This window comes from Amycolatopsis thailandensis (genome assembly GCF_002234405.1).
GTDB lineage: Bacteria > Actinomycetota > Actinomycetes > Mycobacteriales > Pseudonocardiaceae > Amycolatopsis > Amycolatopsis thailandensis.
The window spans coordinates 54,895-79,026 of record NZ_NMQT01000013.1 but is presented as its reverse complement, the minus strand read 5'-3'; the positions used below and the strand labels follow the sequence as shown (position 1 = coordinate 79,026).

At 69.1% G+C, this 24,132-nt stretch carries 28 protein-coding genes; 14 read left to right on the top strand and 14 right to left on the bottom strand.

Going from position 1 to position 24,132, the window contains the following annotated elements; genetic code table 11:
* Positions 1 to 17: 17 nt before the first annotated feature.
* Positions 18 to 698, top strand: coding sequence for a DUF2848 domain-containing protein (locus CFP71_RS03420; RefSeq protein ID WP_093932354.1), 681 nt, complete (start codon positions 18 to 20; stop codon positions 696 to 698).
* On the opposite strand, the gene CFP71_RS03415 is transcribed toward CFP71_RS03420, so the two are convergent.
* Together CFP71_RS03415 and CFP71_RS03410 are read right to left on the bottom strand one after the other, a co-directional pair.
* Entirely contained in the window at positions 662 to 1,438 is a 777-nt protein-coding gene (locus CFP71_RS03415; RefSeq protein WP_093932353.1) for a tRNA(His) guanylyltransferase Thg1 family protein, read from the bottom strand. The genes CFP71_RS03420 and CFP71_RS03415 overlap by 37 nt on opposite strands.
* On the bottom strand, positions 1,425 to 1,892 hold the full coding sequence (locus tag CFP71_RS03410; protein WP_208635872.1) for an ATP-binding protein: 468 nt from the start codon (positions 1,890 to 1,892) through the stop codon (positions 1,425 to 1,427). The genes CFP71_RS03415 and CFP71_RS03410 overlap by 14 nt, the downstream gene beginning before the upstream one ends.
* A 112-nt stretch (positions 1,893 to 2,004) precedes the next feature.
* Here CFP71_RS03410 and CFP71_RS03405 point away from each other — a divergent pair, with 112 nt between their 5' ends.
* Positions 2,005 to 2,724 (top strand): VIT1/CCC1 transporter family protein, encoded by a 720-nt coding sequence (locus CFP71_RS03405; RefSeq protein ID WP_093932351.1) that lies wholly within the window; start codon positions 2,005 to 2,007, stop codon positions 2,722 to 2,724.
* 219 nt (positions 2,725 to 2,943) lie between these two features.
* Here CFP71_RS03405 and CFP71_RS03400 read toward each other — a convergent pair whose 3' ends face one another.
* Positions 2,944 to 4,404, bottom strand: a complete 1,461-nt coding sequence (locus tag CFP71_RS03400; RefSeq protein WP_208635871.1) for a peptide MFS transporter — start codon at positions 4,402 to 4,404, stop codon at positions 2,944 to 2,946.
* Positions 4,405 to 4,611: 207 nt separating this feature from the next.
* On the opposite strand from CFP71_RS03400, the gene nhaA reads away from it, so the two are divergent.
* Genes nhaA through CFP71_RS03380 form a run of 4 tightly spaced genes read left to right on the top strand, consistent with a single transcriptional unit; the run spans position 4,612 to position 7,687 of the window.
* Positions 4,612 to 5,814, top strand: coding sequence for a Na+/H+ antiporter NhaA (nhaA, locus tag CFP71_RS03395; protein WP_093932350.1), 1,203 nt, complete (start codon positions 4,612 to 4,614; stop codon positions 5,812 to 5,814).
* A 56-nt stretch (positions 5,815 to 5,870) separates the two neighbouring features.
* The gene (locus tag CFP71_RS03390; RefSeq protein WP_093932349.1) at positions 5,871 to 6,350 is read left to right on the top strand and encodes a phage holin family protein; all 480 of its coding nucleotides are present in this window, start codon (positions 5,871 to 5,873) and stop codon (positions 6,348 to 6,350) included.
* Positions 6,351 to 7,274, top strand: a complete 924-nt coding sequence (locus tag CFP71_RS03385; protein ID WP_093932348.1) for an alpha/beta fold hydrolase — start codon at positions 6,351 to 6,353, stop codon at positions 7,272 to 7,274.
* Complete coding sequence (locus CFP71_RS03380; protein WP_093932347.1) at positions 7,271 to 7,687, top strand: DnaJ family domain-containing protein; 417 nt, start codon at positions 7,271 to 7,273, stop codon at positions 7,685 to 7,687. The genes CFP71_RS03385 and CFP71_RS03380 overlap by 4 nt, the downstream gene beginning before the upstream one ends.
* A gap of 93 nt (positions 7,688 to 7,780) precedes the next feature.
* On the opposite strand, the gene CFP71_RS03375 is transcribed toward CFP71_RS03380, so the two are convergent.
* From CFP71_RS03375 to nth, 4 genes are read right to left on the bottom strand one after another with little or no spacing between them, the layout of a single operon-like run.
* Entirely contained in the window at positions 7,781 to 8,965 is a 1,185-nt protein-coding gene (locus CFP71_RS03375) for a MarP family serine protease (RefSeq protein WP_093932346.1), read from the bottom strand.
* 6 nt (positions 8,966 to 8,971) lie between these two features.
* On the bottom strand, positions 8,972 to 9,679 hold the full coding sequence (locus CFP71_RS03370) for an NUDIX hydrolase (protein ID WP_093932345.1): 708 nt from the start codon (positions 9,677 to 9,679) through the stop codon (positions 8,972 to 8,974).
* On the bottom strand, positions 9,676 to 10,272 hold the full coding sequence (locus CFP71_RS03365) for a TlpA family protein disulfide reductase (protein ID WP_093932344.1): 597 nt from the start codon (positions 10,270 to 10,272) through the stop codon (positions 9,676 to 9,678). The genes CFP71_RS03370 and CFP71_RS03365 overlap by 4 nt, the downstream gene beginning before the upstream one ends.
* On the bottom strand, positions 10,269 to 10,952 hold the full coding sequence (gene nth / locus CFP71_RS03360) for an endonuclease III (protein ID WP_093932343.1): 684 nt from the start codon (positions 10,950 to 10,952) through the stop codon (positions 10,269 to 10,271). The genes CFP71_RS03365 and nth overlap by 4 nt, the downstream gene beginning before the upstream one ends.
* Positions 10,953 to 11,189: 237 nt before the next feature.
* On the opposite strand from nth, the gene CFP71_RS03355 reads away from it, so the two are divergent.
* The 4 genes from CFP71_RS03355 to dnaN all read left to right on the top strand — a co-directional run bounded on the left by CFP71_RS03355 (position 11,190) and on the right by dnaN (position 15,074).
* Positions 11,190 to 11,441, top strand: a complete 252-nt coding sequence (locus CFP71_RS03355; RefSeq protein ID WP_005166943.1) for a hypothetical protein — start codon at positions 11,190 to 11,192, stop codon at positions 11,439 to 11,441.
* A gap of 159 nt (positions 11,442 to 11,600) precedes the next feature.
* Positions 11,601 to 12,275: a Crp/Fnr family transcriptional regulator gene (locus tag CFP71_RS03350; protein ID WP_003081747.1), complete on the top strand. Its 675-nt coding sequence runs from the start codon at positions 11,601 to 11,603 to the stop codon at positions 12,273 to 12,275.
* A gap of 462 nt (positions 12,276 to 12,737) precedes the next feature.
* The gene (locus CFP71_RS03345) at positions 12,738 to 14,000 is read left to right on the top strand and encodes an MFS transporter (RefSeq protein WP_208635873.1); all 1,263 of its coding nucleotides are present in this window, start codon (positions 12,738 to 12,740) and stop codon (positions 13,998 to 14,000) included.
* Between the two features lie 9 nt (positions 14,001 to 14,009).
* Positions 14,010 to 15,074 carry a DNA polymerase III subunit beta gene (dnaN, locus tag CFP71_RS03340; protein WP_093932341.1) on the top strand — a complete coding sequence of 355 codons (1,065 nt, stop codon included), beginning with the start codon at positions 14,010 to 14,012 and terminating at the stop codon, positions 15,072 to 15,074.
* A gap of 334 nt (positions 15,075 to 15,408) precedes the next feature.
* On the opposite strand, the gene CFP71_RS03335 is transcribed toward dnaN, so the two are convergent.
* The 7 genes from CFP71_RS03335 to sp36 form a co-directional block, all read right to left on the bottom strand.
* Positions 15,409 to 15,660 (bottom strand): glutaredoxin domain-containing protein, encoded by a 252-nt coding sequence (locus CFP71_RS03335; RefSeq protein WP_093932340.1) that lies wholly within the window; start codon positions 15,658 to 15,660, stop codon positions 15,409 to 15,411.
* Positions 15,657 to 16,427: an MBL fold metallo-hydrolase gene (locus tag CFP71_RS03330; protein ID WP_093932339.1), complete on the bottom strand. Its 771-nt coding sequence runs from the start codon at positions 16,425 to 16,427 to the stop codon at positions 15,657 to 15,659. Before CFP71_RS03330 ends, CFP71_RS03335 begins: the two co-directional genes overlap by 4 nt.
* A complete protein-coding gene (locus CFP71_RS03325) occupies positions 16,424 to 17,236 on the bottom strand; it encodes an NUDIX hydrolase (protein ID WP_093932338.1) in 813 nt (270 codons plus the stop codon). The genes CFP71_RS03330 and CFP71_RS03325 overlap by 4 nt, the downstream gene beginning before the upstream one ends.
* Positions 17,237 to 17,489: 253 nt before the next feature.
* On the bottom strand, positions 17,490 to 18,650 hold the full coding sequence (locus tag CFP71_RS03320; RefSeq protein ID WP_093932337.1) for a hypothetical protein: 1,161 nt from the start codon (positions 18,648 to 18,650) through the stop codon (positions 17,490 to 17,492).
* A gap of 38 nt (positions 18,651 to 18,688) precedes the next feature.
* Positions 18,689 to 19,318 (bottom strand): hypothetical protein, encoded by a 630-nt coding sequence (locus CFP71_RS03315; RefSeq protein ID WP_037318589.1) that lies wholly within the window; start codon positions 19,316 to 19,318, stop codon positions 18,689 to 18,691.
* Positions 19,319 to 19,774, bottom strand: a complete 456-nt coding sequence (locus tag CFP71_RS03310; RefSeq protein WP_093932336.1) for a RidA family protein — start codon at positions 19,772 to 19,774, stop codon at positions 19,319 to 19,321. It lies immediately after the preceding gene.
* 12 nt (positions 19,775 to 19,786) lie between these two features.
* Positions 19,787 to 19,948, bottom strand: coding sequence for a Sp36 family protein (gene sp36, locus CFP71_RS03305; protein ID WP_005166970.1), 162 nt, complete (start codon positions 19,946 to 19,948; stop codon positions 19,787 to 19,789).
* A 129-nt stretch (positions 19,949 to 20,077) separates the two neighbouring features.
* Between sp36 and CFP71_RS03300 the strand changes: the two genes are divergently transcribed.
* The 4 genes from CFP71_RS03300 to bagB all read left to right on the top strand — a co-directional run bounded on the left by CFP71_RS03300 (position 20,078) and on the right by bagB (position 24,097).
* Positions 20,078 to 21,022 carry an esterase/lipase family protein gene (locus CFP71_RS03300; protein ID WP_093932335.1) on the top strand — a complete coding sequence of 315 codons (945 nt, stop codon included), beginning with the start codon at positions 20,078 to 20,080 and terminating at the stop codon, positions 21,020 to 21,022.
* Positions 21,023 to 21,688: 666 nt separating this feature from the next.
* Entirely contained in the window at positions 21,689 to 21,937 is a 249-nt protein-coding gene (locus CFP71_RS03295) for a hypothetical protein (protein WP_093932365.1), read from the top strand.
* 22 nt (positions 21,938 to 21,959) lie between these two features.
* A complete protein-coding gene (bagA, locus tag CFP71_RS03290; RefSeq protein WP_093932364.1) occupies positions 21,960 to 22,964 on the top strand; it encodes an ATPase BagA in 1,005 nt (334 codons plus the stop codon).
* Positions 22,964 to 24,097 (top strand): ATPase BagB, encoded by a 1,134-nt coding sequence (gene bagB, locus CFP71_RS03285; RefSeq protein ID WP_093932334.1) that lies wholly within the window; start codon positions 22,964 to 22,966, stop codon positions 24,095 to 24,097. Before bagA ends, bagB begins: the two co-directional genes overlap by 1 nt.
* Positions 24,098 to 24,132: the final 35 nt, after the last annotated feature.

Genomic DNA, 24,132 nt, shown 5'->3' with positions numbered 1-24,132 from the left:
CCAATCTCGGAGGACCGATGCCTGAGCTGCGTTTCACCCTTCCCGACGGCCAGGAGCGGCGGACCGAGGTCCGCACGCTGCTGAACGCCGGATACGCCGGTCGCAGCCAGGAGGACGTCGCCGCCCACGTGGCCGAACTGGCCGAACTCGGCGTCCCCGCGCCCTCGGTGATCCCGGCGCTCTACCCGGTCGCGCCGTACCTGGCGAGCCAGACCGAAGAGGTCCCGGTGCAGCACGAGAAGACCTCCGGTGAGGCCGAGTGGGCCATCGTCATCACCGGCCCCGCCCCCGAGGACGTCCTCCTGACCGCCGCCTGCGACCACACCGACCGCGCGCTCGAAGCGCACGGCGTCGCGTGGAGCAAGAACGCCGGCCCCGACGTCCTCGCCGCCAAGGCCTGGCGTCTCGTCGACGTCCAGGACCGGCTCGACGAGCTCACCCTGTCCGCCTGGGCGGGGGAAACCCTGATCCAGCAAGGAAAACTCGCGGAGCTGCTGCCGCCGTCGTACTGGCTGGACGTGCTGCGCGAACGCGACCTGTACGCCTCGGGCACCGTGCTGATCTCGGGCACGATCCCGATGGTGCACGGCGTCGACCAGTTCGCCGACTCCTGGCGCGTGGAACTGGGCGACCCGGCGACCGGCGAGACGATCGAACTCGCCTACAGCGTGCGGCGGCTGCCCGAACCGATCGGCTGAAGCAGTCCGCCGAGGAAGGCGCGGTACTCACCCTTCATCGGCAACTCCCTGTCGACGCGGAGGCGGCGGCGGGTCGCGGAGACCTCGATCTCCCGCACCGGGTCGAAACCGGTGCGCTCGAAGGACTCCCAGTACAGCCCGACGCCGCGCCGCTGCCAGGCGGGGACTTCGGCGAAGTTGACGCCGTGCGCGAAAAGCAGCTCGTTCTTCTCGGAGACGCCCGCGCCTTCGAGAGCCGCTCCGGCCTCACTCGCCGATTTCCCCGCCTTGCGCAGGATCCAGTAGCACCAGCCGTTGAGCGCGCAGCGGGTCGCGTCCGCCTGGCGCCAGGAGAAGTAGTCGACGACGTCGTCCACTTTCGTGCCGAGCCAGACCCGGCCGTCGAAGTGCGCGGGCACCCCGGCCGCGTGGGTGAACGCGGCCGACGCGACCCCGGCGGAGATCGACACGAGCTTCTCCACACCCCGGCCGAACAGGTCGGCGGAAGGAGGGAGCACGAGCGAGATCTCGTCGCTTTCCGTGTACACGTAAGGCGAAGCGAACTCCGTCGACAGGGCGCCCGCCGCCTCGGCCATACACTCGGCGAAGCGCGGGTCGAACGGCTTCTCGAACCGCGCTTCGGTGAACTTGGAGAAGCCCCGGCCGTCGACGCGGAGCACCGTCCAGGAGCCGGGCGGCACGGTCAAGCCGTGGAACCACTCGCGTTCCCGTTGCCGCGCCTCGAAATCACCGGCGTCCATGGTCACCCCGCTCCACGACGAACCCGCCCGCGCCGTCGAAACCGACGGTGTACAGCTCGTCGAAACCGTCCTCCGCGGTCGGTCGCCGCAGCCGCTTGAGAGTCGCATAAAGACCGACGTCGGGCACCCGGGTTTTGCCGTCCCGGCGGGCGTTGCGCTCCTGTGAACCTTCGAGATCCGGCGGGAACCAGTACCCGGCGACGCGCGCGCCATGGCGTCTGGCGACCTCGATCAGCGGCGCCCACTCCTCGGGCGACGGGTTGGTGTTGTCCACGACCACCGAACGGCCGTCTTCGAGCGCTTCGGCCAGCATCCGCAGCTGGCGGACCTGCCGTCGCCTGGCGTTCGGGAAGTGGTCCTTGCTGAGGTGGACGTGGGTGCCCGCGAACTCCCGCCGGGAGAACGTCGTCTTCCCGGACGCCTGGAGCCCGATCAGGATCACCACCTCGGCCACGCCCGACAACCTATCCGAGAAGTTAGGCAAGGCAATAGTCAATAAGGATTGCCTGCATTTACCGAAAAGATTTCCTCTCGCCGATTCCCGTTCTCCGTGTTTCACTGAAAAGGTGACCGAAACCGTATCGACCGAACATCCCCACGAACCGCACGCGGATCTGAGCGGCAAACTGAACTGGTTGCGCGCCGGGGTCCTCGGCGCGAACGACGGGATCGTGTCGGTGGCGGGCATCGTGGTCGGTGTCGCGGGCGCGACCACCGACTCCACCACGATCGCGACCGCGGGAATCGCGGGACTGGTGGCAGGCGCGCTTTCCATGGCGGGCGGCGAATACGTCTCGGTGAGCACTCAGCGCGACACCGAACGCGCGCAGTTGCGGCTGGAAAAGCGCGAGCTGAAGGAGATGCCCGAAGCCGAAGAACGGGAACTCGCGGAAATCTACGAGTCGAAGGGCCTTTCCCCCGAACTCGCCGCCAAGGTCGCCCGCGAACTGACCGAAAAGGACGCGCTGCAAGCCCACGCCGAGGCCGAACTCGGCATCGATCCGGACAATCTGACCAGCCCGTGGCAAGCGGCTTGGGCCTCGCTGGTCGCGTTCACCGTCGGCGCGCTGCTTCCGCTGCTGGCGATCGTGTGGACGTCGACCTCGGCGCGGGTCTGGGCGTGCGCTTCGGCGGTCGTGGTCGGGCTGGCGCTGACCGGGTTCATCAGCGCGAAACTCGGCGACGCCCGCGCCGGCCGCGCGATCGCGCGGAACGTCGGCATGGGCGCGCTGACGATGCTGGTGACGTACTACGTCGGCGTGCTGTTCGGAGTCAGTGTCGGCTAGCCGTGCTCAGACACGGAACTCACGTGATCAGAGACGGAACACGCGAGTTCCGTCTTCAATCACGCGAGTCACGTCTCTGATCACGCGAGTCACGTCTTCGATCACCGGACGGCCCTCGGGGACCCCGTGCGATGAAAGGCCCCTTCATCGCAAATTTTGCGATGAAGGGGCCTTTCATTGCACGTCCGAGGATCACTCGTCAGTGCGTCACGAAGAGCGTCAGTGAACGCCCTTCATCAGCTTGCGGATCATCGGCGTCGCCAGCAGGAGCGCCACACCGACCACGACGGCCACTCCGCCGACGATGCTGAAGTACGGCGCTTCGTCGTCCACCGTGTAGTACTCGGCGAGCTTCCCGGACATCGCCGTACCCAGCGAGATGGACAGGAAGTTCAGCGCCACCATCTGCGTCCGGAAGGCCTCCGGCGCGAGTTTGGTCGACAGCGAGAGGCCGACCGGCGAAAGCATCAGCTCCGCAATGGTGAACACGAGCAGGATTCCGGCCAGCGCGAGCAGCGGGCTCGCGTTCTTGCCGCTGCCGACCATCGGGAGGAACAGCAGGAACGCCGCGCCCATGGTGACCGTGCCGAGCACGAACTTGATCGGCGAGGACGGCTGCCGCGAACCGAGTTTCGTCCAGATCGCCGCGATCACCGGCGCGAACAGGATGATGAACACCGGGTTGATCGAGTTGACCCACGCGACCGGCATCTCCCAGCCGAAGACCGTCCGGTTCAGCCGTTCGTCGGTGTAGGCCGCGACCACGGTGAACTGCTGCTGGTACAGCGAGAAGAACGCGGCGCTCGCGATGAACATCGGGATGAACGAGTACACCCGGCTGCGTTCCTCGGAGGTGATCTTCTTGCTGCTAATGATCACCACGAAGTAGATCACCGAGATGATCGCGACGGCCCAGACGACGACGTCGACCAGGTTCGCCGGGTTGATCACGCCGAAGACCACGAGCAGCACGATCGCCGCGACACCGGCCGCGGTGCCGCCGAAGACCAGCGGACGCCGCGACGCGGGCAGCGGGTTCGGGATCTCGCTCGCCTTCTCGCCGAGGTTCTTGCGGCCGATCGTGTACTGGATGAGGCCGAGCGCCATGCCGAACGCGGCGAGCCCGAAGCCGACGTGGAAACCGATCTCGCTCTGCGCGAGCCCGGTCAGCAGCGGCCCGACGAAGCCGCCGAGGTTGATACCCATGTAGAAGATCGTGAAACCGCCGTCGCGGCGCTCGTCGCCCTTCGCGTACAGCGTCCCGACGATGGTGGTGGCGTTGGACTTCAGCCCGCCACTGCCGATGGCCACGCACGCGAGGCCGACGCCGATACCCGCCAGCCCCGGCAGCACGGCCAGGCTGATGTGACCGACCATGATCAGGATCGCGCTGTAGAACAGCGTCCGTTCGGAGCCGAGCACGCGGTCCGCGACCCAGGCGCCGATCACCGCCGACAGGTAGACCATTCCGCCGTACGCGCCGACGATGCCGAGCGCGGAGGCCTTCGGCAGCGCGAGGCCGCCCTGACTGACTTCGTAGTAGAGGTAGATCGGGAGGATGCCGAGCATCCCGTAGTACGAGAACCGCTCCCACATCTCGACGCCGAAGAGGTTCGCCAGCCCTCGTGGGTGCCCGAAGAACCTCGTGTCTTGCTGGACCTCGGTAGAGGTACTCACCATGCCGTCCTTATCGAAGACATCGTTGTCGTTTTCGGTTCACATGCTAAGAGTCCAGCATGTGGAACTGACACCGACGTCCGGATGGATCTTGTGGTCGCCGTCATGAAGAGATGAAGTCCGCAGCTCCGGACGTTAAAATCGAGTCAAGGTGCGCCGGGAAGTCTGGTCGGCAACAGTATTCGTTGTCGCCGAAAACCGGAGGATGCCGTGTCCGGCCCCAACCGTCCCGCCAAGGTCGTCGTCGCCGACTTCGCCCGCTATCTCCGTACGGAAACCACCGGCGGGTTGATCCTGCTCGGTGCCACCGCGGTCGCGCTCCTGTGGGCGAATTCGCCCATCGACGACATTTACCGCGCGATCCGCGATTTCCGGCTCGGTCCCGAATTCCTCCACCTGAACCTGACGATCGGCGACTGGGCGAAGGACGGCCTGCTCGCGCTGTTCTTCTTCGTCGCCGGGCTCGAACTCAAACGCGAGCTCGTGGTCGGTGAACTCTCCCGGTTCAAGCAGGCGATCCTGCCGGTGGTCGCCGCGATCGGCGGCATGATCGTCCCGGCGCTGGTCGCGCTTTCCGTCGGCTGGGGAACGCCGGGCATCGAGCGCGCCTGGGCCATCCCGGTCGCGACGGACATCGCGTTCGCGCTCGGCGTCCTCGCGCTGACCGCGTCGAACCTGCCGAGCAGCGCCCGGGTCTTCCTGCTCTCGCTGGCCGTGGTCGACGACCTCGGCGCGATCCTCGTCATCGCGATCCTGTTCACCGCGAAGTTCGACCTCGTCGCCGCGGGCGTCGCCGTCGTCGCTCTCGCGCTGTACGCCTACCTCCAGCACCGCCGCGTCCGCAGCGCCTGGATCTACGTGCCGCTGGCCCTGATCACCTGGGTCGCGGTGCATTCGGCGGGCATCCACGCCACCATCGCCGGCGTCGCGCTCGGCCTGCTGACCCGGGTCCGCGCCGACGAAGGCGAGGAGCACTCGCCCGCGGTCCGGCTCGAACACCGGCTGCAACCGTGGTCGGCGGCGGTCGCGGTGCCGCTGTTCGCGCTGTTCGCGGCCGGGATCAAAGTGGACGGCGAGTCGCTCGGCGCGGTGTTCACCACGGCGTTGCCGCTGGCCGTGCTGGTCGGGCTGGTCGGCGGGAAGCTGGTCGGGATCTTCGGCGCCAGCCTGATCGCGGTGAAGTTCAAGCTCGCGGAGAAACCCCGGGGCATGGGCTGGCGGGACATCGGCGCGCTTTCGATGCTCGGCGGTGTCGGGTTCACCGTGAGCCTGCTGATCGCCGATCTCGCGCTCGACGGGGAAGCCGTCGAACTGGCGAAGGCGGCGGTGCTGATCGCCTCGGGGATCGCGTCGCTTTCGGCCGCCGCGATGCTGCTGCACCGCAGCCGCGTGCACGCGCGTGAGGATCTCTGACGCGACACTCGCCGGTCCGCCGCGCCCGGGATGAGGGCACGTGGCACGATGGCCGTGTGAGCAGCCCCAAGCACGAACGTACCGGCCCCGACGGCGTGGGGGCCGTGCCCTACCTCCCCCTGTCGAGCGATGACGACGTGGTAGCGAGCGAGCAGTCCCTCGGGAAACTCGTCGGCGATGCCACGCAGCACGTCTCGACGCTGATCCGCGCCGAGGTCGAGCTGGCCAAGTCCGAGGTCGTCGCGGAGGCGAAGAAGGGCCTCAAGGGCGCCATCTTCTTCTTGGTCGCGCTGGTCATCGGGCTGTACAGCTCGTTCTTCTTCTTTTTCTTCCTCGGTGAGCTGCTGTCGGAGTTCCTGCAGCGCTGGGCGGCGTTCCTGATCGTGTTCGGGCTGATGCTCGTCTCGACGGCGGTCGCGGGCTTCCTCGGCTACCGCAAGGTGAAGAAGATCAAGGCGCCGGAGCGCACGATCAACAGCTTCAAGGACACCGCCGCCGCCTTCAAACCGCGGCACGGCGCCGAAGACCAAGACTGAGTGCAGGCGACACCGGACCCGTCGATCGTCCGGATCGACGGTCCGTGGACCCATCGTGACGTCTCGGCGAACGGCATCCGGCTGCACGTCGCCGAACTCGGCGACGGGCCGCTGGTCGTGCTGCTGCACGGGTTCGCCGAGTTCTGGTGGACCTGGCATCACCAGCTGAGGACACTCGCCGACGCCGGTTTCCGCGCGGTCGCGGTGGATCTGCGCGGCTACGGCGACTCGGACAAACCCCCGCGCGGCTACGACGCCTGGACCCTCGCGGGCGACGTCGGCGGGCTGATCAAGTCCCTCGGCGCGCGCAAGGCCCATCTCGTCGGACACGCGTGGGGCGGCATGCTCGCATGGACGGTCGGCGCGCTGCACCCCCGGCTGGTCTCCTCGGTGACGGTGCTGGGCGGCGCGCATCCGCTGGCGTTGCGCACGGCCGTCAAACGGCCGGGGCAGCTGCGGGCGTCGGGGCACCTGTTCCGTTTCCAGGTGCCGATGGCGCCCGAGAAATGGCTGGTCAAGAACGACGCGCTCGCCGTCGAGGAGCTGTTCCTCGACTGGTCCGGTCCACAATGGACGGGAACGCCGGACTTCGCCGAAGCCGTGCGGGCGTTCCGGCAGGCGATGCTCGTGCCGGGGGTGCCGCACAGCGCGCTGGAGTACTACCGCTGGGCGTTCCGCGCGCAGTTCCGCGGTGAAGGCCGCCGATTCAGCGAAGCGCTGCGAGGCCGCTTCGCGCCCCGAGTGCTGCAACTGCACGGAGAAGAAGACCGGTGCGTCCTGCCCGAGACCGCGGCGGCGTCGCGGCGCTGGGCCCCGGACGCCCGCCTCGAGCGCTGGCCCGGCATCGGGCACTTCCCGCATCTGGAGGCGCCGGACCGCACGTCGGCCGCCTTGCTGGAGTTCCTCCGTATCGTGGAGGCATGACCGAGCGCAAACCGACGGGCGTGTCGTTCGAGTCCTGGGTGGATCGGCAGATCAGCGCCGCGGCGGCGAAGGGCGAGTTCGACGACCTTCCCGGCGCGGGGAAGCCGCTGCCGAAGACCGACGGCAAGGACACGGCCCTGGCCTGGGTAGTGAACAAGGTCCGCGCGGAGGGACACGACGTTTCGGCGCTGCTGCCTCCGTCCCTGGCGATCGCGAAAGAGCTCGACGACCTGCCTGACACGCTGGCGCGAGTGCGCCGGGAGGCGCGGGTGCGGGAGATCGTCGAGGACCTGAACGAACGGATCCGAGCCGAGCACCGGCGTCCGGCGGGCGGTCCGGTGCTGCGGGCGCGTCCGCTGGATGTGGACGAGACCGTCGCTTCTTGGCGCGAAGGTCTCCCCTCAGACTCCTGATCCCCCCTGCCGCGCGTGTCATGAGGGGTCCCCATGGGACGAGTTTCGTCCCATGGGGACCCCTCATGACACTCCGCAGGGCGCGGAAGGACCTCAGTTCGCGCAGGGGCCGGTCGAAGTGTTCGCGCTCAGTGACGGAGCCGTCTCCACCACCGGCCGCACCTGTTCGGACGTCAGGGTGAAGCCGGTCTCCGGATCCTCGACGGCCGCGCCGAAGACGACCCCGATGACCTCGCCCTCGGGGTTGATCATCGGCCCGCCCGAGTTGCCGCTGCGGACCTGCCCGCGCACGGTGAACACGTCGCGCTGCACGGTGTTGGACTCGTAGATGTCCGGTCCGCGCAGGTTGATCCGGCCGCGCACCCTGGCGGGCGAAGCGGTGTACGGGCCGTCGAGCGGGTAGCCGAGCACGATCGCGTTGTCGCCCGCCCGCGCGACACGCGGCGTGAACGGGAGCACCGGCGCCTGCAACCTCGGCACCGCGAGCACGGCGACGTCGGCCTCGGGGTCGAAGTAGACGACCCTGGCCGGGAACTTGCCCGAGGTCGACTCGATGGCGACCTCGTCGGTGCCCGCGACGACGTGCGCGTTCGTCATCACGCGCTGCGGCGCGACGACGAATCCGCTGCCCTCCAGCGCCCTAGAGCACGAAGTCGCGTTGCCGCGGATCTTCACGACGCTGCCGTGCACCTGTTTGACGATCGCGCTCGACTGGAGCGCGGTGTCCGGCGGGCTGGTGTCCTGGACGTTCGGCTTCTGGAACGGGTCCACAATGGACGGGAAGCCCGACTTGTCCAGCAGTTTGCGCAGTTCGCTCGGGAAGCCTTGCGCCGCTTCCGGCATGACGTCGTTGACGCCGCCGAGCACTACCGAGCTGTTGATCGACTTCGCCAGCCCGGGCACCCCCGAGACGGCCGTGAGCGGCGTCGCGATCAGCCACGCCACCACGAACACGACGGCGGCCTGCACCACCGCGCCGAGTGTCTTGTCGACGCCGGAAAGCTTGTCCGGGTTGATCTTCTGGCGCAGTCTCCGCCCGGCCCACACGCCGAGGGTCTCGCCGAGCGCGACCAGGAACACCACGGTCGCCACCGCGAAGGCGACCTTCGCCGCGGGATGCTCGAAGAGTTCGACGACCAGCGGGGCGATCTTGATCCCCGCGAGCGCGCCCAGCACCACGCCGACCAGTGACGGCAGGGCGATGATCACCCCCTGGAACGCGCCGGACACGCCCGCCAGCAGCGCGAGCAGGATCACCAGTACGTCGACCCAGTTCACCGGCGACTACTCCTTCTCCGGCACTTGCCGCCCGTCGACGCGCGCCTGATGTTCGGCCAACGCTACGTCAAGCTCCCGGACGTCGCCGTGGTCCCAGTCCCGATCCCAGCCGCCGAGCGAAAGCGTCATCGACAGCAGGCCGCCCGTGAAGCCCCAGACGAACAGCCCGCCGACGTCGAACGCGGGCCCCTTCCAGCCGAAGCCCTTGCGCTCGACCTGGAACCGGTTGGCCGGGTCGGTGAGTTCGGCGACCGGCACCCTGGCCACCGCGGCCGTCTCGCCGGGGTCGACGGCGTGCACCGGGGACGGCGTCCGCCAATAGGCGAGCACCGGCGTCACCGCGAACCCGGACACCGGCACGAACAGTTCGGGGAAGACGGCCACCGGCAGCACGCCGGAGGGCACGACGCCGGTCTCCTCCTCCGCTTCGCGCAACGCCGTCCCGACCGGCCCGTCGTCGCCGGGCTCGGCGCCCCCACCGGGGAAGGCGACCTGACCGGCGTGCGAGCCGAGGGTGTCGGCGCGGCGCTGGAGGAGGACGTCCGGCCCGTGCGGGCCGTCGCCGAAGAGCATCAGGACGGACGCGGGCCGGTAGCTCGCGTCCGGCGGCACGCTGAACCGGCTGAAGGTCTCCGCGCCGACGTCGCCGCTGATCTTGACCAGCGATCGCAGCCAGGCGGGTACGTCGTCCGGGTCCACGAGAGGGCCGGTCATGGTGTCCCTTCCACAGCTGCGCGCACCTGGTCAGTGTTCAGGAAGACGCGTGGGTTCTCGATGAGCCGGACGTCGCCGGCCGCCGTGACCAGGTACGTCGCCGGAAGAGAGGAAGGGACCTTTAGTGCCGTCCGCGCCGGCCCCGACTGCCCGTCACCGTCGAACACGGACGGCAGCCGGACCCCCAGTTCGGACAGCAGCGCCAGTCCGTCGGCCCCGGAGCTCGCGACCTGGACGAGAAGCACCCGCGCGGCCCCCGGTTGCGCGGCGTACTCCTGGAGCAGCGGCAGTTCGGCGCGGCACGGCCCGCACCACGACGCCCACAGGTTGACCAGCACGGGACCGCCCGAAAGCACCTTGGCGAGGTCGACCCGGGAGCCGTCGCCGAGGCATTCGACGTCGACCCCGCGCAGCTTCGCCACCTCGCCCGGTCCGGGCGGTGGGCAGGGCGCGAGCGCGGCCTTCGCGCGGGCGGCCGTGAGATCCCCCGAAGTCTTGACCGGCGCCTGGCCGTCACGGGTCGTGAGCAATGCGACGATCAGCGCCACCACCAGCACGGCGGCGGCGAGAGCGAACTTGGTGACCCTCGTCACCGGCGGGCCGCCAGGTCGAGGATGTGGTCGCGTTCTTCGCCCTTGACCAGCTTCGCGGCCTCTTCGAACCCGGTCGGGCCGGTTCCGTACGAGGGGCACATCTTGGCCAGCGGACAGGCGCCACAGGCGGGTTTGCGGGCGTGGCAGACGCGGCGGCCGTGGAAGATCGTCCGGTGCGACAGGAGCGTCCACTCCTTGCGCGGGATCAGCTCGCCGACGGCGTGCTCGACCTTGACCGGGTCCTCCTCCTCGGTCCAGCCCCAGCGGCGGACCAGGCGGCCGAAATGGGTGTCGACGGTGATCCCGGGGACCCCGAAGGCGTCGCCGAGCACGACGTTGGCCGTCTTGCGGCCCACGCCGGGCAGCGTGACGAGGTCCTTCAGCTTGCCGGGCACCTCGCCGTCATAGCGCTCCACCAGCGCGGCACCCAGCCCGAGCACCGAGTTCGCCTTGGCGCGGAAGAATCCCGTCGGCCGGAGGTACTCCTCGAGTTCGGTGCGATCGGCGCCGGCGTAGTCGGCGGCTGTCCGGTAGCGCGCGAAAAGCGCGGGCGTGACCTGATTCACGCGGACGTCGGTGGTCTGCGCCGAAAGCACGACCGCGACCAGCAATTCCAGCGGGGTGGTGAAGTCAAGCTCACAGTGGGCGTCCGGGAACTCGTCGTCGAGGCAACGCTTCATCCGCCTGGCGCGTCTCACCAATGCGAGCCGGCTTTCACCCGCACCCCCCGCGCGGGGGGCATTGGTGAGGGCAGGAGGCACCCCGATAGCCTACGGGCGCCATCGGACGAGCCAGTGGGAGCACCCGCCGGTCGTCGCCCGACACGCCAGAGCACCACCTCGGCGCTTCGATCGAGGACGCCATGAGCGAGGATCTGGAGTAATGCACAATTTTTCGGAATTCCCAGGGCAGGGCTCATGACAGTCTGGTTCGTCATCCTCGTCCCCTTGGTGATCATGTTCTTCGCGCTGTTCATGGAACGCGTGGAGACCAGGCTCAAGCACGTCGCGGTGCAGGAGAACGAAGTCGAGGAGTTCCTCGAGCAGGCGCAGCCCAACGAGGTCAGGGCCCTCTACGGGCACGGGATCGGGCGCGCGCTCGAGCTGTTCCGGCTGCGCAGGCTGGGCGGGAAGGCGGCCAGGCTTCGCGCGCGACGCGTGCGGAGTTAGGCTCCACGTTCGAGCGAGATCGTTCACGGCCCGCGCGCGCCTGCGGCGTGCCGACGAGCGAACTCGCGCGCACGACCTAGACTGACGCGAAAAGTGATCGACGACACGATCCTCGACCGATGAGGATCGACGTCGTATCTCGATGAGGAGGCACCCGAGGTGGACGAAACCCTGGCCCGAGCGGGCATTTTCCAGGGTGTTGAGCCGGCAGCCGCCGAGGCGCTGGCACAGACCTTGGAATCCGTGGAGTTCCCTCGCGGGCATGTCATCTTCAACGAGGGTGAACCCGGCGACAAGCTTTACATCATCCAGTCCGGCAAGGTGAAGATCGGCCGCAAGTCACCCGATGGCCGCGAGAACCTGCTGGGCATCTTCGGTCCGTCCGACATGTTCGGCGAACTGTCCATTTTCGACCCCGGCCCGCGGACGTCCAGCGCGACGACCGTGACCGAGGTCCGCGCGGTGACGATGGACCGCCCGGCGCTGCGGCAGTGGATCTCCACCCGCCCGGAGATCGCGGAGCAGTTACTGCGCGTGGTCGCCCGTAGGCTGCGCCGGACCAACAACATGGTCGCCGAGCTGATCTTCACCGACGTCCCCGGGCGTGTGGCGCGCGCGCTGCTCCAGCTCGCGCAGCGTTTCGGCAGCCAGGAAGCCGGCCTGCTGCGGGTCACGCACGACCTGACGCAGGAAGAGATCGCCCAGTACGTCGGCGCTTCGCGCGAGACCGTGAACAAGGCTCTCGCCGACTTCGCGCACCGTGGCTGGCTGCGGCTCGAGGGCAAGAGCGTCCTGATCCTGGACCCGGAGCGCTTGGCCCGCCGCGCCCGCTAGGACCCCGCTTCACGTGCAATGAAGGGGCCTTTCATCGCAAATTTTGCGATGAAAGGCCCCTTCATTGCATCCGGGCCCAGACACAACGAAGAGCCGGGCGCCACCCCCGACGTGGCGCACCGGCTCTTCGCTGTGCGCGGACCATCCCCCGACGATCCGCGCTCCCCGCCCTCCGGAACAAGGCCCCGACCCGTACGCCGGAGGGAGCTGGAGACTGTGTGTTTGTCGTACAACCATCCACGGCCGTCGGCCGCGGATACAAGTTCTTTCACTCTCAAGGACGCCATCTGCGTCGATTTGTTGCCCCGAACGACCCAAAATCGACTGACTGTTACCTGATCGTGACGAACCCGGCTGCTTCAAGGCTCGTATTACCCAAAAGCCGGGGGTGACAAACCTTACCGGCACAGATCTGGTACTCGCGTACCAAAGTAGTTCATACTGGTACGCGTGTCCCAGTCTGTGTCCGCTTCCGCCGAGAGCCACCGCACCTCCCTCGCCGACTACCGGGCCGCGCTGACCGCGCCCGGATCCCGCGGGGCGGTGATCGCGTCCCTGCTCGCCCGCCTGCCGATCGCGATGATCGGCATCTCCGCGCTGCTCTACGTCCAGCGTGAGACGGGCTCCTTCGCCTCGGCCGGACTGGTGTCGGCCGGGTCGCTGGTGGGCGTCTCCGTCGGGGCGGTCGTGCAGGGGCGGCTCATCGACCGTTTCGGGCCGACGCGCCCGCTGCTGACCACCACGCTGCTCTTCGCGCTGGCGATGACCGGGCTGGTGTTCGCGATCGAGGCACACGCTCCGACGCTCGTGCTGGTCCCGCTCGCCTTCGGCACCGGCATCACCGAACCGATGGTCGGTTCGGCTTCGCGGGCACTGTGGACACGCCTGCTGCCCGCCGGGCCGACGCGGAACGCCGCGTTCTCCTACGAGGCGATCAGCATGGAGGTCTTCTTCATCCTCGGCCCCGGGTTCGCCGGGCTGCTGATCGCCGCGCCGTGGGCGGGCACCGGCCTCGTGACCGGCGCGCTGACGATGATCGCGGGCGCGGTGCTGTTCGCGCTGAGCCCGACGGTCCGGGCCTGGGGACCGGCGCCGTCGTCGGGCGGGAAACTGCTCGGCGCGCTGGCCAGCCCCGGGATGCGCACGCTCGCGCTCGCCGCGCTGGGCTTCGGCGCCGTGATCGGGTTCGTCGAGGTCGCCGTCCCGGCGGCCGCCACCGAAGCGGGGAACACCTCGATCGGCGGGCTGCTGCTCTCGGCCTGGTCGGTCAGCTCGGTCGCGTTCGGTGTCGCGTACAGCCTGCGGCCGTGGCCGCGCCAGATGGGTCTGCGGCTGCCGGTGCTGCTGGCCGGGTTCGGCGCGCTGGTGGCGCTGCTCGCGCTGCCGGGATCGCTCTGGGGCCTCGCGCTCGCCATGCTCGCCGCGGGCGCGCTCATCACGCCGCAGTCGACGACGCATTCGGCGGCCATCGAGATAGCCGCGCCGAAGGGCACGGCGGCCGAGGCGTTCGGCTGGGTGCTCACCGCGGTGACCCTCGGCCTCGCGTTCGGGCAGTCGATCAGCGGTTACCTCGTCGAGCACGCGGGGCACGAAGCGGCGTTCCTCGCCGCGGGCGCCGTCGGGTTCGCGCTCGCCGCGGTGGTGTGGCTGCTGCGCGGCACGTTCCGCCCGCAGCCGTCCGGAGCCGTCGCCGAAGCGCCCGAACTTGTCGGTGCCGCCCGCTAACTTGCGGGCATGGACCTGACTGCCGCCACCCGCTCCCTCTCGTCCGCCGTTTCCGCCGCCGCCCGGCTGCTCTCGGCCCGCTCCGGCCTGTTGCTGCGCGCCGGACGGGACGGCCTGACCGTCGGCGGAAACGACAGCGAACGAGCGGTCCGCCTGACGTGTGACGCCGTCGTGCACACCGACGGCGAGGTGCTCGTCCCGGCCGGGCCGCTCGCGGAGACGTTGCGCATGCTCGAAGACGATCTGGTGCGCCTGGTCGTCGAGGGATCACGGCTGGCCGTGCGGGTGGAGGGTGGCCGGTTCGCGCTGCCGCTGCTGAGCCGTGAGCTGCTGCTGCAGGAGATGCCACCCAAGGTGTCCGAAGTGGACGGTGCCGCACTGGCGTCGGCGCTGCGGACGGTCGCGGGCACGGCGGCCAAGGACGACGCGCTGCCGATGTTCACCGGCGTTCGCGTGCAGAGCTTCAGTCGTGAGCTGCGGCTGACGGCGTCCGATCGGTACCGGATGGCCGTGGCCACCCTTCCGCTGCGTTCCGAAGGCGAGCCGGTCGACGCGCTCGTCCCGGCCGGCCTGCTCGCCGAGACGGCGAAGCAGGCGCGCGGCACCGTCGGCCTGCACGGCGACGGGACCAGGTTCGGGCTGAGCTGGGCGGGCGTCACCGTCACCACCGCCGTACTCGACGCGGGGTTCCTGTCCGAGAAGCTGATCGAGTCGTCCACTGTGGACACAACGGTCGAGGTCTCCGCCGACGCGCTGGCCGCCGCCGTGCGCCGGGTGGGCGTCTACGCGGACGAGCGGCGAGTGCTGACGCTGGAGGTCGGCGACTCGCACCTGCGGCTGGCCAGTTCGAAGCAGGACACCGGGGAGGCCGAGGAGACGCTGAAGGCCGAGGTTTCCGGCGGCCGGACGTCGCCCTCGTTCCAGGCGCGCTATCTGCTGGACGCGTTGCAGGGTTTCGCGGGAGAACGAGTGCGGCTCGAGATCCAGCCCGGGATGCGGGCCTGCGTCATCCGCGCGGTGGAGCCGGGCGACGTGGAGCTCACCTACTACGTGATGCCGATGCTCCCGCGCTGAACCCGGTCTCGTGAGTGAGGGATGACTCGCCTCCTGGCTTTCGCGGGCGAGCCCAGGGCCTGTCGCGCTGTGTTGCGAAAGCCACTTTCGCAACGTTGAAGGTTGCGACAGTGGCTTTCGCAACGCGGTGGAGGGCGAGCAGACGGCCCCGCCGGATGGCCCGCCTGCTCCCTCCGGTCCCGGTGTCGCGAAAGCCACTTTCGCGACACCTGACGTCCCCAAAGTGGCTTTCGCGACACCGGCCTCCCCCACGCATCGCCCCCCCGCCAAACGCTATGAAAGGTCCTTTCCTTGCAAATTTTGCAAGGAAAGGACCTTTCATAGCGCGCGGGAATCAGGCGGAGGCGGCCTTCACGGCGGCCTCGATCTCGGCGAACGAAGGGTTCACCATCGCCGTCGAGCCCACGAAGACCGTCGGCACGACCTCGTTCCCGTCCGCGACCGAGCGCACCCGCGCGGCGGCGTCCGGGTCTTCCCAGATGTTGACCCGCTTCACGGTGAAGCCGCTCTTCGACAACGGCCGCTCCAGCGCGGCGCAGAACCCGCATCCGGGGCGCCAGTAGAACTCGACCTCGACGTCACTCATTCGCCGTCCTCCGACCTCAAGTAGTCCAACTGTGCCCGCACGCTCCACTCGGCGGGTGCCCACAAAGCCTTGTCGACGTCGGCGTAGACGACCTCGACGACCTGGCGCGGGGTGGCGTCCGCACCGAGCTTCTTCAGTGCCGAACGCACCTGGTCCAGCCGTTCTTCCCGGTGCGCCAGGTATTCGCGCGCGGTCGCGGCGAGATCGGGCAGTTCCGGGCCGTGTCCGGGCAATCCGACGGTGCCCTCGGGCAGTTCGATGAGCTTGCGCAGCGAGCGCAGATAGTCGCCGAGGTCGTGCAACACGGTGGTGCCGCGGCCGAGGATGGTGTCACCGGTCAGGATCTGGCCGTCGGACACCAGGCAGATCGAGTCCCCGGTGTGTCCCGGCGTATGCAGCACCGAGAGCCGCAGGCCCGCCGCCTCGATCACCTCACCGTCCACAAGGGACTTCCCGCCGACGCACAGCGACTCGTCGAACGCCCGCACCGGAGCGCCGACGCGCTCGGCGAACCAGGGCGCGCCCTCGGCGTGGTCCGGGTGATGGTGGGTCAGGACGATCAGCTCGACGTCGCCGGTTTCCGCCAGCAACGTCAGATGCTCGATGTCCTCGTGACCGGGGTCGACGACCACGGAGCCGGCCGCGCCCGCCCCCCGCAGCACCCAGGAATTGGTGCCCTCCAACGTCATCGACGACGGATTGTGCTCCAGCAGCACGGAAGCCGTCGGCGTCACCCGGCGCAGCACGCCGTACGCGGGGGCGCTCATGCCGGGTCCATGACGACGCGGACCTTGTCACCGTCGCGCACCAGCGTCGGCATGATCTTGACGATCTCGCGTTCGACGGCCTGCACCGCGGCGGCCGAGCCGAATTCGCCCAGCTCGGCGAGGGTGATCCAGGTCGGTGGCATGAGCATGCGGCGCCCTTCCTTGGCGTCGGCGATGGCCTCCTCCGGCCGCTGCCAGCCGGTGCTGACGGCCTCGGAGGTGGCGCTGTCCGCCTCCTGCCCCTCGGGCAGCACGGCGACGAAGAAGCAGGTGTCGTAGCGGCGCGGTTCCTGGGGCGGGGTCAGCCAGTTCGCCCACGGGCGCAGCAGATCCGCGCGCAGGGTCAGGCCGTTCGCTTCGAGGAACGCGGCGAGGGACAGTTCGCGGGAGACCAGCTTTTCGCGGGCTTCCTGGTACGGCGTCGTATCGGTGACGACGGCGTCGCCGATGCTCGCGAGCAGCACCCCGGACTCCTCGAACGTCTCCCGCACTGCCGCGCACACCAGGGCGCGGGCGAGCGATTCCCCGCAGCCGAAGCGTTCCGCCCACCAGGCGGGCTCCGGGCCGGTCCAGCTCACCGAGGCGTCGACGTCGCGGGAATCCACGCCGCCGCCGGGGAAGACGGTCATCCCGCCCGCGAACGGCATGCCCTTCACCCGGTGCTGCAGGAAGACCTCGACGCCTCGCGCGCCGTCACGGAGGAGGATCACGGTCGCCGCGTCCTTGGGCGTCACCGGCTCGCCGTCGGCGTTGGCGCGGGTGCCCACCCCGGCCCCCACCGGGATGTCGAATGTCAGTTCTTCAGCCACACCCGCAACCTAACACTGTGTCTGTCTGTCGAGCGCTGCCGCAAACACGCCGAAAGGGCGCCCTCCGCAGGCAACCGGAGTCGCGTGTGGATACGCCCTTTCATCGAGTTTCCGGGGCCTCCGGCCCAAAGAGGGCGCTCGACGAAGTCTCCGTCGGGCGCTGAGCGCCCTTGGGGAGACGGCGTTTCGTCCTCTGGTCGCGATCGTTGCGCGTGCAACTACCGCATCCAGAGGACGAAACGCGTGGGTCTTGCTAGGACCAGCTAGAGCCGCTAGAGCGCGAAGCGCCGTTCAGCCGGATCTTCGCCGCTTCGGCGCGCTCCCGTTCGGCGAGCTCGGCGTGCAGCTCGCGCAGGAGCGCGCGGTCGCGCTCGCTCAGGCTGGGGTCGTCCAGGTCGAGAGCGGGCAGCTCGACGACCTCGTGCATGCTCGGCTTGCCCGAGGCGATCTCGCGGCCCTTTTCGGGGTCCTCCTTGAGCGCCTGGCGCAGCTGGGCCACTTCGGCCGGGGTCAGGTCGGCCGTGCGCTCGGCACGGGTCTCCGCCCGCGACTTGCGCGGCGGCGCCGTCTCCGGCGAAGACACGGGCGAGGACGGCGGTGGCGTGGCCACCGCGGCCGCCTGCTGCACGATCGGCACCACCGGCGCGATCGGCTCGACCGGTTCGTGGCCACCGCTGCCGACCGGCCGCAGCCCATGCCTGCTCGGCTGCTCCTTGGCCGGCTCGGGAGCCGGGGCGGGAGCGGGCGGCGGAGTCATCGGTTCGGACCGAAAGTCACTGGAGTGGGTACTCCCCGTGACCCAGACCGGGCTCGCGGCCGAAGATGCGGCCTGGTGGTACGCGGACCGCGCGACACCGGGCCCCGCGACCTCGACGACCGAGCGGATACCCGCGCGGCGAAGCGCGGTGTCCACCCGGAACGCGACCGCGGGCGGGTTGCCCTCCGGGCCGATCTCGACCAGCACCACCCGCTGCGGCAGCGCGCCGGGCACGCTGCCGGCGGGCGTGTTCCGCCACACCGCGTGCACCGATCGGACGTCCGGCAGTACCTGCAGGGTGCGGTCGAGCGCCTCGGCGAGGCCGAATTCGGGCTGGTTCTCGCCGGTGAACCGGTGCGTCAGCACCGACTCGTCCTCTTCGACGAGCAGGTCGTTCGCCAAGGTGGCGTCGGACCGGCTCATTTCGAGGACGAGCGCGAGTTCACGCTGCTCGGACGAGCTCACCGGGATCTTCCCCGCGATCAGGGTTCCGGTGGTGAGCTCCACCGCTTCGTCGATGTGCGCACGCGCGATCAGCTCACGCGCTTCGGTCAAAGCACTGTCGTCGATTCGACCCGCCAGGGCCAGTAACAGGTTGTGCAGGCGCAGGGGCACCGAGAACCCGTCCATGGGCGGGCCGTCGTGGACCTCCACCATTGCTCTGCTCCCTCCCGGCTCGCCTGGTGGTGCGAGCGTTAAGCGGCGACCAGCCGACTTCCGGTGTCCACCGCGCCCACACAGACCAGCTCGGAGTTGGCGAGCGCGGTGCGGTGATAGCCGGTGAGGTCGATGCTCGGCGGGAGAACCTCGACGCCGGGCTCCTCGTCACCGAGCACGCGCAGGACGCGCTGCAGTTCGCCGGTCAGCCTCGGGAGCCCGTTCAGCGCCGTGACCAGGAGGACTCGTTTCGCCCCACCCTCGCCGACCACACCGAGGTGTCGCCAGCTTTGCCGCACTTCACCCACATCCGGCCGTCCCCGCAGCGTTGCGTGGATCAATACGGACACAGAGTCGACGGAGTTCACCCATTCGGGCGCACTCTGCGTGAATGTGTACCTGGTCTCGGTGACGTCGTCTACCCCCAGGGTGGAACTCACCTGATGCCAGTCGGCTCCGTGAGGAATGAGCCCGGCGACTAGCAGGCGATACTCGGTTTGATCCAGGTCGATCCTGTGCTTAAGCAAAGACCGGGGCAGGGTCCGCGCGAGCGTGCCCATCGCGCCCTCGCCCAGCCAGTCGCGGAACCGCCACAGGAGCTGGTCCGGCAGGCGTCCCGCCAGCCGGAGCAGGAGCTCGTGCGAGGACTTCTCGATGTCCGGATCCATCTACTTCACCTCCACGATCAGTTCGATCTCGACCGGCGCCCCGATCGGCAGCTCGGCGACCCCGACGGCCGACCGGGCGTGGATGCCCGCCTCGCCGAAGATCTCCCCGAGCAGCTCGGACGCCCCGTTGATGACCGCGGGCTGACCGGTGAAGCCTTCCGCCGACGCCACGAAACCGACGACCTTGACCACTCGCGCGATGTTGTCGATCCCGACGACCGAGTCGACCGCGGCGAGGGCGTTGAGGATCGACGTCCGCGCGTACTGCTTCGCCTCTTCGGGGCTGACCTCGGCGCCGACCTTGCCGGTCGCTTCGAGCTCGCCCTTGACGAAGGGCAGCTGCCCGGACGTGTAGACGTGCGAACCGGTACGGACGGCGGGCACGTAAGCCGCCAGCGGTGCGGCGACGCCGGGCAGTTCGATACCGAGCTCGGCGAGTCGATCGCTCCAGGTCATGGCTTCAATCCCTCAGTTCTTGGCTCGTTTGAGGTAGGCGACGTGCTGCTCGCCGGTCGGGTTCGGGAGCACGGTGACGAGCTCCCAGCCGTCCTCGCCCCACTGGTCGAGGATCTGCTTGGTGGCGTGGATCAACAGGGGGACGGTCGCGTACTCCCACTTGGTGGCGCTCATGTCCGGGAGCGTAGCCAAACCGGCAAGGGCGCCCGACACACATGCGGCAAACCCTCTCGTGACCGGCTCGCCGATTTCCCGCCGATGTGTTTCACTTCACACCTACTCGGGAGTAGATAGGACGTTGACATGCGGACAACGAAGTCCCTCGCCGTCGCCTGCCTGGCCGCGGCCCTTGCCCTGATCTGCGCTTCAGCGGCGTACGCCGACGAGAAACTCCCCGTTCCGTGGACACTCGCGGCGGCACTGCCCGCGCAGGCGGCGAACCCCGGCGGCCCGCCTCCCGGCGCGAACGACTTCGGCTGCCGTCCGGGCGAGGCGCATCCGAACCCGGTCGTGCTCACCCACGGCCTCGGCGCCAACCAGACGGTGAACTGGCAGACGTTCGGCCCGCTGCTCAAGAACGACGGGTACTGCGTCTTCTCCCTGACCTACGGGATAACCGGGAAGCCGCTGCCGATCTACCAGCCCGGCGGCCTCCTGCCGATGGAGCAGAGCGCGAAGGAGCTCTCGGCGTTCGTCGACAAGGTGCTCGGCGCGACCGGGGCGTCCAAGGTGGACATCCTCGGGCATTCCGAGGGCACGCTGATGCCTTCTTACTATGTGAAGTTCCTCGGCGGCGCGTCCAAAGTGGACAAGTACGTGAGCCTGACCCCGCTGTGGGACGGCACGACGTTGTTCGGCGCGTCACATCTCTACGCGCTCGCGAGCGCGCTGGGGCTGGCGCCCGGGTTCAACGGGATCCTCGACCCGGTCTGCGGCTCGTGCCGTCAGTTCCTGCGCGGCTCGGAATTCCTCACGAACCTGCACTCGGGCAACGGCGTCTTCCAGCCGGGAGTGACCTACACGAACATCATGACCCGCTACGACGAAGCCGTCGTCCCGTACACGAGCGGGATGGGCAAGGGCCCGAACGTGAAGAACATCGTCCTCCAGGACAGCTGCCTGCTGGACCTGGCCGAGCACGCCGGGGTCGCCGCCGACCGCAACGCGGCCGGGCACGTCCTCAACGCGCTCGACCCGGCGCACGCGAAGCCGGTGCCGTGCGTGCCCGCGACGCCCATCGGGAGCTGACCCACTCCAAGTACCTGAAGGCCCCCTTCCTCGCGCCTAACGCCAGGGTCTCGGCAAAGTCGCATAGGCGGGTGTCGTGAGTGGCGTTTCGGGTTCTGGCGGACCCGTATTTACCTACCCACTGGTGTGGACCTGCGAGTGTGGAGGATTTGGGACGTTGAACGTCCCGGATCTTCCACGCTCGGTCTGGTTGGTGTGGGAGTTGGGGCGGTGCACGTCCTGGGTCTGTCGTCGGTGGGGCCTGTTTCGTCGTGCTGCTGGAAGGTGGTGTGGTCGACGGGGGAGAATTCCGGCCGTTGAGCGTCCGGGATCTTCCCCCGTCACCTCGTCTGTCACTGGTCCTGGCCGACATGACCTTGATCAACGGAAGATCCGGGACACTCAACGTCCCCGATCTTCCGTTGATCAAGGTCCGAAGCGCCACTCACGACCACTGGGGCCGCTCTGTGCGTGGGTGTGGTGTCGGGATCGCGCCGGTCCGGCACCCGGGGGATTCAGTGGGCTCAGTGCACCGTGTCGCGAAAGCCACTTTCGCAACGTTGAAGGTTGCGAAAGTGGCTTTCGCAACCTCCCTGGCCAGCGGAGAGGCGACTTTTGCCGAGACCCTTGCGCCTAGGTACAGGAAGGGGGCCTTCATGTACCTAGGTCACCGCTACGGTGGGGTCCGTGGAGACCTGGCGTGTGGTCGCGACCGTCCTGCTCGCCGCGGCCGGGCTGCCGCTGGTGCTGGTCCTGATGGCCAAGGCGCGGGACCGCCGGAACAGCTCGGGAGCGGTCGCGATCACCGGCGCGGTGGCCTTCGTGGTCCTCTTGCTGCTCGGTGTGGTGATGCTCACGGTGCTGCCCACCGTCCTGACCTGGGCCATCGTCGCCGTGGTCGCCGCTGCGCTCGGCGTCATGATGCTGGCGAGCTGAGGGCTCAATTAGGGTGGGACCGGTGAGCACTCCCCTTGCCGGCTGGACCGACGAACTCGCGAGAGCCAGGCTGCATTTCGTCACCGGTAAGGGCGGGACGGGCAAGACCACGCTCGCCGCGTCCTTGGGCCTCGCGCTCGCCAAGGGCGGGCGCCGGGTTCTGCTGATCGAGGTCGAAGGGCGCCAGGGCATCGCCCAGCTCTTCGACACCGAGCCGCTGCCGTACGCCGAGCAGCGCATCGCGGCCGTCCCCGGCGGCGGTGAGCTGCGCGCGCTGCACATCGACGTCGAGGCCGCGCTCCTCGAATACTTCGAAATGTTCTACAACCTCGGCTTCGCGGGCCGGACGCTGCGGCGGATGGGCGCGATCGAGTTCGCCACCACGCTCGCGCCGGGTCTGCGCGACGTCCTGCTCACCGGGAAGATCAAGGAATGCGTCGGCCGCACCGAGTCGGACGGCCGCCACACCTATGACGCCGTCGTCGTCGACTCGCCGCCCACCGGCCGGGTCGTGAAGTTCCTCGACGTCACCAAGGCCCTGACCGATCTCGCCAAGACCGGCCCGATCCGCGGTCAGGCCGACGGCGTCGTCCGGCTGCTGCATTCCGGCGAGACCGCCGTCCACCTGGTGACGCTGCTGGAAGAGATGCCGGTGCGGGAGACCGTCGAAGCGGTCGCCGAACTCGACGGCGCGGATCTGCGCCCCGGCGCGGTGCTGGTCAACCGGGTCCGCCCGCCGCGACTGCCCGCCCGTTCGGTGCTGGCCGCCGCGGACGGCCGCGTCGACGCCTCACGCGTCCGCGCCGGGCTCGCGTCGGCCGGGCTGGACCTGCCCGAAACCACGCTCGACGCGCTGGTCGAGGAGACCGTCGAGCACGCCGTCCGGGTCGCGGCCGAGCAACGCGCCCGTGAACAGCTGTCCGAAGCGGACCTGCCGGGTCTCGAACTGCCGGATCTGACCGACGGGGTCGACGTCGCGGCGCTCTACGACCTCGCCGAAGCGCTGACCGAGCAGGGGGTGCGCTGATGCCGGACGACATCCTGGAGATCGACAAGCTGATCGACGATCCGGAGAGCCGGGTCATCGTCTGCTGCGGATCCGGCGGCGTCGGCAAGACGACCACCGCGGCGGCGCTGGCGTTGCGCGCGGCCGAACGCGGACGGCAGACGGTGGTGCTCACCATCGACCCGGCGCGGCGGCTGGCGCAGGCGCTCGGCCTGCGCGAACTGGGCAACCACCCGAAGCAGGTGAAGGTCGAAGGCTTCGAGCCCAAGGGCGAGCTCTGGGCGATGATGCTCGACATGCGCCGCACCTTCGACGACATGGTGCGCGTGCACGCCGGCCCGGAACGCGCCGAACAGCTCTTGCAGAACCCCTTCTACCAGACCATTTCCACGTCCTTCTCCGGCACGCAGGAGTACATGGCGATGGAGAAGCTGGGGCAGCTCGCGGCCACCGACGAGTGGGACCTGATCATCGTCGACACGCCGCCGAGCCGGTCCGCTTTGGACTTCCTCGACGCGCCGACGCGGCTTTCCAGCGCGCTCGACGGCCGGATGATCCGGCTGCTCACCGGGCCCGCGAAAGCGGGCGGCTGGGGTCTGCGCAAGGTCGTCAACGCCGGGTTCTCGATGTTCGCGAAGGCCGTCTCGACGATCATCGGCGGCCAGTTGCTGACCGACGCTTCGGCGTTCATGCAGGCCTTCGACAGCATGTTCGGCGGCTTCCGCGAACGCGCGCGCAAGACGTCCGAGCTGCTGCGGTCCGGCGGGACGTCGTTCCTGGTGGTGGCCGCGCCGGAGCCGGACGCGCTGCGCGAGGCGTCCTACTTCGTGGAGCGGCTTTCGGAAGAGAGCATGCCGCTGGCCGGGCTGGTCGCGAACCGGACGCATCCGGTGCTCGCCCCGCTGTCCAGTGCGGAAGCCGTCGCCGCCGCCGAGCAGCTCGCGAAGGGCAAGACCGGCGCACCGCTGGCCGAAGCCGTCCTCCGCCTGCACGCGGACCGGGTCGCGCTGGCCGAACGGGAGACGCGGCTGCTCGCCAGGTTCACGCGGGCGCATCCCGAGGTCCCGCTGGTGCGGGTGCCCGCGCTCCCCAGTGACGTGCACGATCTCGAAGGCCTGCGCGACATCGGCACGCGCTTGGCGACTCAGTCCTGATCCTCCGTGAAGGACCTCTTCCCCACCTTGGACTC

Coding starts and splice junctions, on each gene's coding strand:
- CFP71_RS03420 (WP_093932354.1), top strand. CDS start 18: ATGCCTGAGCTGCGTTTCACCCTTCCCGACGGCCAGGAGCGGCGGACC.
- CFP71_RS03415 (WP_093932353.1), bottom strand. CDS start 1,438: ATGGACGCCGGTGATTTCGAGGCGCGGCAACGGGAACGCGAGTGGTTC.
- CFP71_RS03400 (WP_208635871.1), bottom strand. CDS start 4,404: ATGGTGAGTACCTCTACCGAGGTCCAGCAAGACACGAGGTTCTTCGGG.
- CFP71_RS03380 (WP_093932347.1), top strand. CDS start 7,271: ATGACCGAGCGCAAACCGACGGGCGTGTCGTTCGAGTCCTGGGTGGAT.
- CFP71_RS03370 (WP_093932345.1), bottom strand. CDS start 9,679: ATGACCGGCCCTCTCGTGGACCCGGACGACGTACCCGCCTGGCTGCGA.
- nth (WP_093932343.1), bottom strand. CDS start 10,952: ATGAAGCGTTGCCTCGACGACGAGTTCCCGGACGCCCACTGTGAGCTT.
- CFP71_RS03355 (WP_005166943.1), top strand. CDS start 11,190: ATGACAGTCTGGTTCGTCATCCTCGTCCCCTTGGTGATCATGTTCTTC.
- dnaN (WP_093932341.1), top strand. CDS start 14,010: ATGGACCTGACTGCCGCCACCCGCTCCCTCTCGTCCGCCGTTTCCGCC.
- CFP71_RS03335 (WP_093932340.1), bottom strand. CDS start 15,660: ATGAGTGACGTCGAGGTCGAGTTCTACTGGCGCCCCGGATGCGGGTTC.
- CFP71_RS03330 (WP_093932339.1), bottom strand. CDS start 16,427: ATGAGCGCCCCCGCGTACGGCGTGCTGCGCCGGGTGACGCCGACGGCT.
- CFP71_RS03320 (WP_093932337.1), bottom strand. CDS start 18,650: ATGGTGGAGGTCCACGACGGCCCGCCCATGGACGGGTTCTCGGTGCCC.
- CFP71_RS03315 (WP_037318589.1), bottom strand. CDS start 19,318: ATGGATCCGGACATCGAGAAGTCCTCGCACGAGCTCCTGCTCCGGCTG.
- CFP71_RS03310 (WP_093932336.1), bottom strand. CDS start 19,774: ATGACCTGGAGCGATCGACTCGCCGAGCTCGGTATCGAACTGCCCGGC.
- sp36 (WP_005166970.1), bottom strand. CDS start 19,948: ATGAGCGCCACCAAGTGGGAGTACGCGACCGTCCCCCTGTTGATCCAC.
- CFP71_RS03300 (WP_093932335.1), top strand. CDS start 20,078: ATGCGGACAACGAAGTCCCTCGCCGTCGCCTGCCTGGCCGCGGCCCTT.
- bagB (WP_093932334.1), top strand. CDS start 22,964: ATGCCGGACGACATCCTGGAGATCGACAAGCTGATCGACGATCCGGAG.